At 49.2% G+C, this 12,615-nt stretch carries 10 protein-coding genes; 3 read left to right on the forward strand and 7 right to left on the reverse strand.

Annotation, left to right across the window (positions count from 1 at the left end):
• Nucleotides 1-10 precede the first annotated feature (10 nt).
• The 3 genes from AC5JBY_RS21745 to AC5JBY_RS21755 all read right to left on the reverse strand — a co-directional run bounded on the left by AC5JBY_RS21745 (nucleotide 11) and on the right by AC5JBY_RS21755 (nucleotide 4,082).
• Nucleotides 11-3,130 carry a SusC/RagA family TonB-linked outer membrane protein gene (locus AC5JBY_RS21745; RefSeq protein ID WP_495906761.1) on the reverse strand — a complete coding sequence of 1,040 codons (3,120 nt, stop codon included), beginning with the start codon at nucleotides 3,128-3,130 and terminating at the stop codon, nucleotides 11-13.
• 170 nt (nucleotides 3,131-3,300) lie between these two features.
• Complete coding sequence (locus tag AC5JBY_RS21750) at nucleotides 3,301-3,684, reverse strand: transmembrane 220 family protein (RefSeq protein ID WP_495906762.1); 384 nt, start codon at nucleotides 3,682-3,684, stop codon at nucleotides 3,301-3,303.
• A 62-nt stretch (nucleotides 3,685-3,746) separates the two neighbouring features.
• Nucleotides 3,747-4,082 carry an MmcQ/YjbR family DNA-binding protein gene (locus AC5JBY_RS21755; protein ID WP_495906763.1) on the reverse strand — a complete coding sequence of 112 codons (336 nt, stop codon included), beginning with the start codon at nucleotides 4,080-4,082 and terminating at the stop codon, nucleotides 3,747-3,749.
• A 126-nt stretch (nucleotides 4,083-4,208) separates the two neighbouring features.
• Between AC5JBY_RS21755 and AC5JBY_RS21760 the strand changes: the two genes are divergently transcribed.
• Entirely contained in the window at nucleotides 4,209-5,516 is a 1,308-nt protein-coding gene (locus AC5JBY_RS21760) for an OmpA family protein (protein ID WP_495906764.1), read from the forward strand.
• 65 nt (nucleotides 5,517-5,581) lie between these two features.
• Here AC5JBY_RS21760 and infC read toward each other — a convergent pair whose 3' ends face one another.
• From infC to thrS, 3 genes are all read right to left on the reverse strand, one after another.
• The gene (infC, locus tag AC5JBY_RS21765; RefSeq protein WP_495906765.1) at nucleotides 5,582-6,175 is read right to left on the reverse strand and encodes a translation initiation factor IF-3; all 594 of its coding nucleotides are present in this window, start codon (nucleotides 6,173-6,175) and stop codon (nucleotides 5,582-5,584) included.
• A gap of 66 nt (nucleotides 6,176-6,241) precedes the next feature.
• Complete coding sequence (locus AC5JBY_RS21770) at nucleotides 6,242-6,535, reverse strand: hypothetical protein (RefSeq protein ID WP_495906766.1); 294 nt, start codon at nucleotides 6,533-6,535, stop codon at nucleotides 6,242-6,244.
• A 20-nt stretch (nucleotides 6,536-6,555) separates the two neighbouring features.
• On the reverse strand, nucleotides 6,556-8,490 hold the full coding sequence (gene thrS / locus AC5JBY_RS21775; RefSeq protein WP_495906767.1) for a threonine--tRNA ligase: 1,935 nt from the start codon (nucleotides 8,488-8,490) through the stop codon (nucleotides 6,556-6,558).
• Nucleotides 8,491-8,735: 245 nt separating this feature from the next.
• Between thrS and AC5JBY_RS21780 the strand changes: the two genes are divergently transcribed.
• Complete coding sequence (locus AC5JBY_RS21780; RefSeq protein WP_495906768.1) at nucleotides 8,736-9,923, forward strand: hypothetical protein; 1,188 nt, start codon at nucleotides 8,736-8,738, stop codon at nucleotides 9,921-9,923.
• Between the two features lie 130 nt (nucleotides 9,924-10,053).
• Entirely contained in the window at nucleotides 10,054-10,899 is an 846-nt protein-coding gene (locus AC5JBY_RS21785; protein ID WP_495906769.1) for a hypothetical protein, read from the forward strand.
• Nucleotides 10,900-11,019: 120 nt separating this feature from the next.
• Here AC5JBY_RS21785 and AC5JBY_RS21790 read toward each other — a convergent pair whose 3' ends face one another.
• A complete protein-coding gene (locus tag AC5JBY_RS21790; protein WP_495906770.1) occupies nucleotides 11,020-12,603 on the reverse strand; it encodes a M20/M25/M40 family metallo-hydrolase in 1,584 nt (527 codons plus the stop codon).
• Nucleotides 12,604-12,615: the final 12 nt, after the last annotated feature.

Genomic DNA, 12,615 nt, shown 5'->3' on the forward strand with positions numbered 1-12,615 from the left:
TCTTTTGTTTTTAGAATCCAACATTTAGGGTGAACAGGAAGGTGCGTGGGGCTGGATAGGTGAAGCCTGAGAATCCATCGACATTGCTGCCTGCATCGGCTGATACCGTCTCCGGATCAAGCCCGAAGTAATTGGTATGGAGCCAGAGGTTGTTGCCGGTAGCGGAAACCGTAGCATTGCGGATGATGGAGTTCTTACCAAACCATTTGGTTGGCAATGCGTAGGACAGGCTTGCTGACCGGAGTCTTACCCAGGATGCATCTTGTATGAAGGGTTCTGAGATCGTGCGGTAGTTGAGCCGGTAGTATCCTTCGCCGTAGGCTACGCCATCAGGGCCAGTGCCTTGTCCGAGCCATACTGATTTGGTGTTCTTGGAACCATCTGCGAGTACACCGTCGAATACTTTGAAATCACGGCGATCGAGTGTATAGGTGGCTATACCGAAGGCAGCGAAGAAGTTGTCGAGGCGGTTGTATTTCTCAAATCCCCAACGTGCATCTATGAGGGCAGTAAGGGTGAGTCGCTTGTAGGTGAATGTGTGTGTCATGCCTCCCAGCCAATCGGGCTGTGAATTACCCAGGAGTTTTTGGCTGGATACCGGTCCCAATGCAGGAAAGCCATTGGCGCCAATGATCACTGGCCTTGATTTATCTGTTCTTCTTGGATCCTGTGGATCGGAGCCGTAGTAGCGGAGGTAATGGGTTCCGTAGAGGTTACCGAATGCTTCTCCGGGAATCAACTTCATGGTAACGGCCGCGTTGCCATATCCAGGATGGGTGGCGTAGGGTATTTCTGTAAGGCCCTGGCTAAGGCTTACGACCTTATTGCGGTTGGCTGCAAAGTTGATGCTCGCATCCCAGGTGAAGTTCTTCGTAATAACGGGTGTGCCTTTCAGGATCAGCTCAATGCCTTTGTTGCGCATGCTACCGGCATTGATGAAGGCGCTTGCATAGCCCGTGGCTGAGGAGATGTTTACCGGAAGTATCTGGTCTTCGCTTAATGAATGGTAGTAGGTGGCATCGATGCTCAAGCGATTGTTGAGGAAACGAAGTTCTACACCTCCTTCATAGGTGTTGGTGAACTCAGGCTTCAGCTCCGGATCGCCCAGGTTGGCGGCGCGTGTAAAGCCGGTGATACCTGAAGGAAGGCTGCTGTAGGCCGTGTACCCTGTGAGGGTAGCATAGGGTGGCGCATCTTTACCTATACGTGCATAAGACAGGCGCAGTTTCACGTAGTCGATGAAATCAGGCATTTTAACGTGCTCAGATAATACATAACCCAGGTTCACGGAAGGATAGAAGAATGAGTTGTTGGGTTTCAACAAGGAGGATGTGATATCGTTCCGGCCTGTTACGGACAGGAAGAGGAAGTTCTTGTAGTCGAAGGTTGCTTCTCCGAAGATACCCATCAGGCGGTACTCATTGTAGCTGTCGGAGGGCGTCAGTACGGCTGCATTGCGCAGGTTGTACCAATCGAACTGACCGAGCTTGGAACCCAGTGTTCCGGTAGCGCGTATGCGGCGATCGTACAGCTCCTGCCCTACTCTTACTGATGTTTTCAGGTCTTTCATCAGGTTGAAGGAGGCTGACGCGAGGAAGGTAGAGTTGATAGCGCGGAAGGTAGTGTTGTACACGCCTACGAATCCTTCTTCATTGTCGTAGTTACGTTCTCCGGCGATACCACGAAGACCGGGAGCCGTGCGGAGGCGGTTGTCGTTGTAATTGTCGAGCCCTACGCGGTAGCTAAGGTCGAGCCATTTGAATGGTGAATAGCTCAGGTTGATGCCTCCTATGATACGGTCCACATCGTCTTTGAGGCGGTTGGTGGCTGCTCCGAATATCGGGTTGTTGGTACCTCTCCAAACCTGCGTTCCGTCGGGGTTCACATAGTCTTTTACATCCCAACGGCCGGAGAAGTAGGCCAGACTTTCGCCGAACCTATCTGCATCGTATTTGTAGCCGCCTGATTTGGTGTAGTTCAGGTTGACAGATGCTTTCAGTTTTGAACTGAGCTTTATATCCGTATTTAAACGGGCAGAGAAGTTTTTGTAATCAGTGAATGGCAGCATGCCTTCCTGTGTGAAATAAGAGACGGAAGAGAAGTAGCGAACGTTCTCTGTGCCACCGGCTACGTTGATCGCATTGCGCCACTGGTTGCCGGTTTCGTAGGCTTGTTTATAGTTGTCGTATAATTTATCGGGGTGAGTAGGATCGATCACTTTCGCTTCTGCGATGGTTGGCCCCCAGGCTGGCCCCAGACCGATCGGCGTGTACACGCCTACGATACCTGCTGTATAGACGAGCTGTGTTTCGGGAATCTTATTGATGTTCTCGAAGCCATAAGTGCTGCTGAAGTTGACCTGCATGGCACCGCTTTTTCCTCTCTTGGTGGTGATGACCACTACGCCGTTGGAGCCACGAAGACCATAGAGGGCTGTGGCTGCACCGCCTTTCAGGATGTTGATGCTTTCCACGTCTTCCGGGTTAAGATCGGAGGCTCTGTTGCCCACGGAGCGCACGTTGTTGGACGATCCTGCTCCTAAGGTGGAGGTGCTATTATCGATCAGAACTCCATCGATCACAAAGAGTGGATCGCCCGCCTGGTTGGGGTTAATGGAGTTGACGCCACGGATGCGTATGCTGGCTCCCTGGCCTGGACCACCTCCTACGCTGGAGATCGTTACGCCAGCTACTTTACCCTGCATCGCATTGACGATGTTGGGTTGCAGGTTGCGGTTGAGGTCTGCCGCTTTGATCTCCTGGGTGGCGTAGCCCAGTGCTTTTTTCTCCCGGGAGATACCCATGGCTGTTACTACTACCTCTGACAGGTTGGCTACTTCCTGGAGTGTTATGGAAATGGTTGCGGAGGTACCCACTTTTATTTCGCGGGGTGTATAGCCAACAGCTGAAACAACCAGTGTGGCGCCCGTGTTGGCAACGGTGATGATAAACTTGCCGTTCTCATCGGCAGTAACTCCATTAGAAGTTGTTTTTTCCAGCACGGAGGCCATGGGGACGGGCTCTCCTTTTTCTGATTGCACGGTTCCGGTGATCTGCCGGGTTTGGCTAAATAGCAGTGCGGGTGTGCATAGGCAACAGACTATCCACACTGCGCGGAGGAATGCTTTCATACGCGAGTTAGTTTGGTTATTTGGTTTGTACCCAAAAATTACAAAAAAACGCGCGGGAATCTGCTGAATTAGAGCATTTTAATGCAAATAAAGCGGTTATATTGCGGCTATTTGCGGCCTTGCGGATATATTTCAATAAAACATATAAATGTTCCCGCAATTACAAGCGTTTATTTCCGGGCCGTTTTACGCTTCTTATCATGATAATAGTTGATCAAGAGTACGATTATAAGGATCAATAATCCGAAGAATTCGCGTGTGTCTTCTATCCAGGGGGTGGAGGCTTTCATGGTCTGGGCGATATCCTCCGCGTCATGTTTGGTGATCCAATCCCATACACCATCTTTTTCGAAGAAGAGGACGATTGCATATACTGTGTAGGCGGCTATGCCAACGAGGTATGCTTTGGGATAATACTTACCACGAAATGCCAACCAGCATAATACGGCTCCATATCCATAGATCGGAATCCATATGTAGGGATCGGGATCGTTGTATTGGAGGGCGGCGCTAAAGATGAATAGCAAGCAGAAGATGATGTTGAAGATTTTCATATTGGTTAAGCTAATGAATGTTGCAAGGCTTAGGCCCTTCGACAGGCTCAGGGTGACAACAATTAGAGTCCGTATTCGGCTTTTACTTTTTTAGGGAGTTTGGCTTTTATGAGTTCGTAGGATTGTTTCAGGTAATCTGCCAATTCTCTTTTGGTTACTTTCTCCAGCTGCACGAGTGTTACCCATTTGGCGCGGGCCAGGTATGGCGCCGGCATGAAGCCATCTGTTCCTGAGATCTCTTCAAACTGCTCGTCGGGCACTTTGAAGGAGATGCGGCCATCATCCAATCCGTACAGACAGAATATTTTCCTGGCCACCATGTAGCAGAGGGCATTTTCCCACTTGACTTCTTCTTCTGTTGCGGGCCAGGAAAGACATTGTTTTTGCAACCATTCCATATCCATAGTGCTGCAATCTATAAACATTTTCCGGCATAAAAACAACTACATGTAATGCGTTTAAACGGGCCTTGCGGGGCCTTGGCAAGGTGATATTTTTACCTCGTCTAATCAAAACCCATCAATATGAATAAGTTGTTTTTGCTGCTGCCTCTTGTTCTCGTGCTGCAGCTTTCGCAGGCGCAGATATTGAAACGCCTGGGCAAAAGTGCTCAAAACAAGGTTGAACAGAAGATCAACCAGAAGGTTGATAAATCGATAGATGATGCCGTAGACGGCAAGAAGAAACCTAAAAAGGAAAATGGTAAATCTACTTCTGAAGAGGGTGCTGTGAATGAAGAAGCAAACGGAGGGAATAATGGTGGCGGCATAGGCAATGGCAAAACTGGCGGACTGAAGAGTTATAGCAAGTTCGACTTCGTGCCCGGTGAGAAGATACTGGTTGAAGAAGATTTTTCGCAGGATGCTGTTGGTGATTTTCCTGATAAATGGAATACCAATTCTACCGGTGAGCTTGTAACGGTGGAGGGCAAAACGGGTAAATGGCTCTCGCTTTCGAAGGAGGGTGTGTTCATGCCTGAGTTTATCACTTCGCTGCCGGAGAATTTTACGCTGGAATTTGACGTGATGTGTAATGCTAATTTCAGCTACTACTCTTCTGCTTTTCATTTGTACATGGCTGCTCTTACCAACAGGAAGGAGTTTCAAAATTATAAGGCTTTTGGCCCTGCCAAGAAGGAAGCGGTGGAGGTATGGATCCACCCAACGGAAGCTGGTGGCAGCCGTGGCCATTCGGGCTTTGGTGTATGGAACGCGGGCAATCCTGATATGGAGAATGCAAGTGCTACCACTCAATTTCATAGTAAGGGTAACACGTATGTGAAGGTGTCCATATGGCGGCAAAAACAACGGCTGCGGGTTTATCTCAATGAGGAGAAGGTGTGGGATGTGCCGCGTGCTTTTGATGGGGTGAAGAAGTACAATACGTTGTTGTTTATGCTTGGTGGCACGAGTGATGCGAATGACCGGTATTTGTTGCACAATGTACGCCTCGCCGTAGGCGCTCCTGATACGCGCAACAAACTCATTACGGAAGGCAAGTTTGTGACACACGGTATTTTATTCGACGTAAACAGTGATCGTATCAAGCCGGAGTCGTATGGTGTGTTGAAGGAGATTGCCGGTGTGCTGACCGAGCATGGTGATGTGAAAGTAAAGATCATCGGTCACACGGATAGTGATGGTGATGATGTATCGAATATGGACTTATCCAAACGCCGGGCGGCGGCAGTGAAGGCTGCGTTGTCCAAGGAGTTTAACATAGATCTTTCCCGCATGGAAGCGGACGGAAAAGGCGAATCGGAGCCTGCTGATAAGAATGATACGCCCACCGGCAAGGCTAATAACAGGCGTGTGGAGTTTGTGAAGTTGTAAGGTTCCTGACAAGACAAAAGCATCCCGCTGGTGGCGGGATGCTTTTAATATTGTACGCTTAGTTATTATTCTTTGGCGTCTTTGGGCTTCTTTTGTTTGCCCTTTGGTGCGATGATCATGAGCATACGCTTTCCTTCCAACTTGGGCATGCCTTCGGGCTGTCCTACTTCGGCGAGGCGTTCTGCAAACTTCAGGAGCACCAATTCTCCACGTTCTTTGAACATGATGGCGCGGCCTTTGAACTGTACATAGGCTTTTACCTTGTTGCCTTCTTTGAGGAAGGTTTCGGCATGGCGTGCCTTGAAGTCGAAGTCATGGTCATCTGTGCCAGGTGTAAAACGGATCTCTTTTACTTCGGCCGTTTTACTGTTGGCCTTCATCTCTTTCTCTTTCTTCTTCTTCTCGTACAGGAATTTATTATAGTCGATGATCTTACATACCGGGGGATCGGCCTGTGGGGAGATTTCTACCAGATCGAGCTGCTGCTCCTGCGCCATTTTCAGCGCTTCCTGGATGGAATAAACACCTACGGGTACATTGTCGCCCACGAGTCGTACCTGTGGTACGCGGATCATGTGGTTGGTGCGGTGTTCTTGTTGTTGTTCTTTTCGAAAACGTGGATTGAAATTACCTCTCGGAGGTCTCGGTGGAAATGCCATTTACAATTTTTACGTGAACTAAAATTTTATTTGTTTTTTGTTTTATGGAACGGATTTCTGACTACATTATTGAGTTACGAATAGTTTGATAACTGAAAAAATCAACCCTACCACTCCTATTCCAGTTCCTACAATCCAAAGGATCGTTGTATTGAACCTTTTTTCGACATCGACATGAAATTTCATTACATCCTGTCTTAACAGATGAATGTCTTCTTTGGTTGATAGTATGTTTCTTTCTTTATCGAACTTATTATCTATTATCAGTTCTATTTCAGCAACCACTGTCTTTGCATCGACATCGTTTTTAAAATGCCTTTGCAGAATTTCATAGATTTTAAAGGATTGTGTAGCGTTCATAGGATAAAAATAATGAATATTTACTCTCCTCTGCGCTCTTTAATTTCTGCCGAGAGTTCGGCAATGAACTCCTCCACAGATTTGGTGCCAAGGTCTCCTTTTCCTTGTCTGCGGATAGCAACTTTTCCTTCGTTCATTTCTTTCTCTCCTACTACCAGCATGTAAGGGACCTTCATGAGCTCGGTATCGCGGATCTTCTTGCCTATCTTCTCATTGCGGTCATCGACCTCTCCACGAATATCTGCATTTTTCAGGGATTCTAAAATAGTATTTGCGTAGGGCAGGAACTTATCGGAAATGGGCAGCACCTTGACTTGTACGGGTGCCAGCCATGCCGGGAACTTGCCTGCGTAGTGTTCCAACAGGAAGCCGATGAAGCGCTCGTGGGTACCCAGGGGCGCCCGGTGAATGATAAGCGGGGTTTCGGGGGTGTTTTCCTTGTTGGTGAACTCCAGCTTGAAGCGGCGTCCCTGGGCAAAGTCCACCTGGTTGGTAGCCAGGGTAAACTCGCGCCCGATGGTGCTCCAGATCTGAACGTCGATCTTGGGTCCGTAGAAGGCGCCTTCGTCGGGTACTTCTACATAGGGGATGTTGGATTCTTTCAGTACCTGCCGAACCATTTCCTCGGTTTCCAGCCACAGTTCTGGCTCGTTGATGTACTTCTGACCCAGCTTGGAGGGTTCGTGGAGTGACAGGCGCATCACGTACTTGTCGATACCGAATATCTTGAAGTATTTGATATACATGTCGTTAACTGCCCTAAACTCGTTTGCGAACTGCTCGCGGGTGCAATAGATGTGGGCGTCGTTCATGTGTAAACAACGTACGCGCATCAAACCAAACAGCTCCCCGCTCTGCTCGTAGCGGTAGCAGGTGCCATATTCGGCCAGGCGGAGGGGCAGTTCTTTGTAGCTGCGTGGCTCTGCGGCGAATATCTTGTGGTGGTGGGGGCAGTTCATCGCTTTCAGGTAGTATTTGGTACCGTCCAACTCCATGGGTGGGTACATACTGTCCTGGTAATAGGGCAAGTGTCCGCTGGTGAGGTACATGCTCTCTTTGGCGATGTGGGGGGTCACTACTCTTTTGTAGCCCCCTTTTTGCTCTGTTTCTTTAGCCAGTTTTTCCAACTCTTCAATGATGATGGTACCGTTTGGCATCCACAGGGGCAGGCCCTGACCTACATCATCGTCCATGGTGAAAATGCCTAATTCCTTGCCCAGCTTCCGGTGATCACGCTTTTTGGCTTCTTCCAGCAGTTGCAGGTACTCATCCAGTTCTTTTTGGGAAGGGAAGGTAACGCCGTAAATACGGGTGAGCTGCTTGTTGTTGGAATCGTTTTTCCAATAGGCTCCGGCTATGTTGGTGAGCTTGATGGCTTTGATGGGTGCTGTGGTCGGGATGTGAGGCCCACGGCACAGATCGGTAAAGGAGCCTTGTGTATAGAAGGTGATCTCTCCGTCGGTGAGATTGCTCAGGAGGTCCAGCTTATACTCGTCGCCTTTTTCGGTAAAGTATTTTACTGCCTCGGCTTTGGGCATGGCTTTGCGTACGTAGCTGTTGTTCTGTTTGGCCAGCTCGTTCATCTTCTTTTCCAGTTTGCGCAGGTCTTCTTCGCTGATCTGACGGCCTCCGAGGTCTATATCGTAGTAAAACCCTTTTTCAATTGCAGGCCCTACCCAGAACTTGGCTCCGGGGAACAGGTCTTCTACTGCCTCTGCCATCAGGTGGGCCGAGGAGTGCCAGAAGGTGCTCTTACCGCCATCATCATCCCACGTGAGGAGTTTCAGGTTTGCATCTTCGGTTATTGGCCGCGTGGCATCCCACACTTGTCCGTTGACACTTGCTGCCAGTACTTTCCTGGCGAGCCCTTCGCTGATCGATTTTGCGACGTCTAAAGCAGTGACTCCTGCTTCATACTCCCGTACTGCTCCGTCCGGTAATGTAATTTTGATCATTTGTTGTTATTGCCGTTTCTGTTGATTTTTATAACTCTGGGGTATGGCAGCCATTCATGTATTCATGCAGCTTGTGGGGATGCGTGGCAGATGATCGTATTGGTGAAACGCGTATCTTGAGCCCGCATCTGCGTCCCATATCCGAGAGAACCGCAAATTTAACGAACTTTTGCAGATGATGACATACGATATTTATCGTAATAAACTGATAATTTAACTAATTTGCCCCTGTGAGGTTTTTATTCATGAAGCGATTTTTACTTTTTGCGATCTGTTGTGTTGGTATTTCCGCATCGGCCCAGGACCTGACGGGCATCTGGAGGGGTGGTTTCCGCTCGATGGCCAAGAACCGGCTGATGGAAATGTTGGGTCAGGATGACCGGTATAAGTTTGAAGTACAAGTGGACCAAAAAGACAAAGCTTTCGCGGGTGTTACTTACTCCTACCTCACCACCGTTTTTTATGGCAAGGCTACCTGCCAGGGTACTGTGAATCCCAAAACCGGCAAAGTTTTACTGGACGAACTCAAGATCGTGGAGCAGCGCATGAGTAGTGGCGGCGGCATTTGCCTGATGACGCTCTTTTTGCAATATTCCAAGGTGGGTGATGAAGAATTCCTCGAGGGTACTTATACCAGTATGAAGCTGAGTGACTCTACTGATTGTGGCAAGGGTACTGTGTTTTTGCGTAAGGTTGTCACTTCTGATTTTTATAAGGAGCCTTTTCTCGTGGAGCGGGAAAAGGATGCGGATAAGAAGCCGTTGGTAGCTACTCCCAAGCCTGATAGTGCCGTGGCCAAGAAAACCACTCCTGTTGTTGTTGAGAAGCCGGCAGTGACCAAAAAGGTTACTCCCCCGCCTACTACTGCTAAGACGACCCCGGCAACGAAACCTGCCACTAAACCTGCTGTCACTACTCCCAAAAGCAATACTGTAGTCAAGAAGGCCGACCCGCCCAAGACGCCACCGGTGGCTAAAACGCAGGAACCTAACCTGACGACCAAACCCATCATCGTGGATTCTGTGAAGAAGGTGGAGAAGCCGGTAGTGGTAGCTCCGCCCGTGCCTACGCCCAAGATATTGCTGACGCGGGAGAATGAACTGGTAAAAACTATCGTTACGAATGCCAACGAGATCTTTATCAGGATCTATGATAATGGTAGTGTGGACAATGATACTATTTCTGTATATCTCGATAAAAAACTGGTTCTCTCCAAACAACGGTTGACGGAAAAAGCTATTCCATTAAAAATTAAGCTGGATGATGACAACGTTTATCATGAGCTGGTGATGGTGGCTGAGAACCTGGGCGAGGTGCCTCCCAATACTTCTCTGATGGTAGTGGATGCCGGCAAGCAGACGTTTGAAGTGCGCATTACTTCTACGGAGCAAAAGAATGCGGTTGTGATCTTCAAGTATAAGGCAGGACCATAATTAGCTATTAGCCGTTAGCTTTTAGCTGTTAGCAGCGGAGCAACATCCTGCTTCACGCTTTTCTGTACCGCTCACATAAATTAGTGTGGCTTGTATTGTTGTAGTTGGTAATTTCCGATAAAATCCCCCCATGCGTTTTCTCTTCGTGTTTCTCATGGTTCTCTGTAGCGGCTCTTTGGCAGCGCAATCCCTTACCGGCATCTGGCGTGGCAAGCGCACGCAAGGTTCTCAGGGTTGTTTTCCTGAGTATTTCCTGGAACTGCATATTTATTATTCGAATGAGACGACCATGATGGGGAATGCTTATAGTTACGTTGACAATAAGCAATTTACCAAGGTAAACTTTACTGGTCGCTACAACCCGTTGAACAAACGCATGGTGATCACTGAAAGCGCCGTACTGCAATACAGTGTTCCTGCCAATTGTATTCCGTGTATCAAGGTATATGATCTCACCTGGTCGAAAACTGGCGTAGAGGAAGTATTGCTGGGTGACTGGCGCGGACATGAAATGGGTAATAACAATGCATGTCCTCCCGGTAAGATCTCTCTTAACCGCGTGTCGGTTCCCGCTTTCCCGGTAGACATTTATCAAAGTGATACGTTACTGAAGCTGCAACAGAACCTGAAGTTGCAATCGCGTGAAAAGGAAGTGGTGCAAACGGTGGTGATCGACTCTCCTACTGTGAAGATCGAATTGTATGACAATGCCGAGATCGATGATGACACGGTGAGTGTGTTACTGAATAATACATTATTGCTGCATAAGAAACGGCTTACTGACAGGCCGCTTCCTTTACAGTTTACTGCTTTTCCAAACACCGAGTATGAGCTGATGATGTATGCCGAGAATCTTGGGCGTATTCCGCCTAACACTGCTCTCATGGTCATTACTGTTGGTAAGAAGCGGTATGAGGTACGGTTGTCGTCGAGTGAACAGAAGAGTGCGGTGGTGAAGTTTAAGTATTCGCAGTGACGGAGCCGGCAATCGGCAGTATCGGCAATCGTCAGTCCATTTGTTTCGAAATACCTTATAAATACAACGCCCCGGATAAATAATATCCGGGGCGTTTTTATTGTGAGCTTTCGTTTTCTTTTAGAATCCTTGTCTGCCTTGTCCTCCTTGTGTGGGAGCTTTGCGGGGCAGTTTTGCGTCGCGCTGAGCGGCGTGGTATACAAAGGATGCGATCACGGTGGCGGCTTGTTTGAGGTCGTCGGCCTGCAGGTGATCGTAGGAATCCATATTGGTATGGTGTGTACGGGTGTTGTACTCTATTTCATCCTGGATGAACTGGAAGCCTGCTAAACCAATGCCATCGAATGACAGGTGATCGGTGCCGCCTGTGTTTTGTAATGTAACGGTGGTAGCGCCGAGGTCTTTGAATGGCTCCAGCCATTTGGCGAAGATGGGTTTCACGCCTTCGTTTCCCTGTGTGTAGATGCCCCGTATTTTACCGGTGCCATTGTCGAGGTTGAAGTAGGCTGCTACTTTATCACCTGCTGCGTTGAAGCGACGGGTAGTGGTGTCGGTGAAATGGTTGCGTACATAGTTGCGGGAACCGTGGAGCCCCTGCTCTTCCCCACCCCACAATGCGATGCGAATGGTGCGGCGTGGTTTAATGTTCAGTGCTTTCAGGATGCGAATGGCTTCCATCATCACAGCGCAACCGGCTGCGTTGTCGGTAGCGCCTACTGATCCATGCCAGGAGTCGAGGTGGCCGCCCAACATCACCAGTTCTTCTTTCAGCTGGGGATCGGTGCCTTTGATCTCTGCCACTACGTTGTATCCTTTCAAGTCGGCTGTATAGAATTTAGATTTTACGTCTACGTCGATCTTCACGGGGATGCCTGCTTTCACCAATCTTTGGAGTGACATATAATCTTCGTAGGCCAACATGATGTCGAGGAAGTTTTCGGGCGCCGTGCCTGCATAAGCACCACCGCCTTGTACAAACAGGGTGCCATCGCGACCACGGGGGCTGGTGCTCAACAATGCTACTGCTCCTTCGGCTTTGGCCATATCCCTGATCTTTGTCTGCAGGGCCATTGCAGCGCCGAAGCCACCACGAGGGCCGCCGGGGCCACCAGGTCCGCGACCACCGCCACCAGCTGCTGGTGCAGGGTTGGGTGTCCATGCTGCCATCTTGCTCAGTTCGTCTTCTGTGCGACGGCTGCCATCGGCGGTATAGGTTGGCTTCAATGTATCTGTGCGTGGTATCAGGACGAGCTTGCCTTTGAGTTTGCCTTTATAGGAAAGGAGTTCTACGGAGTCTTTGGCTTCGAGGACAATCACTTCTGCGCTCTTCAATCCTTTGGTGCTGGAGGTCCAGGTTTTAGGGAATGCGATCAGCGGGCGGTAGTAAGGGGCTGTCATGGCTACGTAGGACTTTTCCAGTTCCCAGCCTTTGCCCCAATCGCCCCAGGCTTCGAGCTGGGCACCTTCTGCGCCGTATTTGGTGAGCTCGCTTTTAGCCCAGTTGGCAGCGCGCATGTAGCCGGGAGAATTGTTGAGACGGGGTCCGCTAACTTCTGTGAGGTAGAAAACGATGTCCATTACCTTGGAGTTGTTCAGGCCTTCGGTACGTATCTTCTGTACCATATCGGCGTCCAGCTTTTCGTCCTGGGCCTGTGCCAGGCAGCTGAGTACAACGGCTGAACATGTGAACAGGAATTTTCTCATGTGCAAATAGAT

The organism is Paraflavitalea sp., from assembly GCF_059502485.1.

Coding starts and splice junctions, on each gene's coding strand:
- AC5JBY_RS21745 (WP_495906761.1), bottom strand. CDS start 3,130: ATGAAAGCATTCCTCCGCGCAGTGTGGATAGTCTGTTGCCTATGCACA.
- AC5JBY_RS21750 (WP_495906762.1), bottom strand. CDS start 3,684: ATGAAAATCTTCAACATCATCTTCTGCTTGCTATTCATCTTTAGCGCC.
- AC5JBY_RS21755 (WP_495906763.1), bottom strand. CDS start 4,082: ATGGAATGGTTGCAAAAACAATGTCTTTCCTGGCCCGCAACAGAAGAA.
- AC5JBY_RS21760 (WP_495906764.1), top strand. CDS start 4,209: ATGAATAAGTTGTTTTTGCTGCTGCCTCTTGTTCTCGTGCTGCAGCTT.
- infC (WP_495906765.1), bottom strand. CDS start 6,175: ATGGCATTTCCACCGAGACCTCCGAGAGGTAATTTCAATCCACGTTTT.
- AC5JBY_RS21770 (WP_495906766.1), bottom strand. CDS start 6,535: ATGAACGCTACACAATCCTTTAAAATCTATGAAATTCTGCAAAGGCAT.
- thrS (WP_495906767.1), bottom strand. CDS start 8,490: ATGATCAAAATTACATTACCGGACGGAGCAGTACGGGAGTATGAAGCA.
- AC5JBY_RS21780 (WP_495906768.1), top strand. CDS start 8,736: ATGAAGCGATTTTTACTTTTTGCGATCTGTTGTGTTGGTATTTCCGCA.
- AC5JBY_RS21785 (WP_495906769.1), top strand. CDS start 10,054: ATGCGTTTTCTCTTCGTGTTTCTCATGGTTCTCTGTAGCGGCTCTTTG.
- AC5JBY_RS21790 (WP_495906770.1), bottom strand. CDS start 12,603: ATGAGAAAATTCCTGTTCACATGTTCAGCCGTTGTACTCAGCTGCCTG.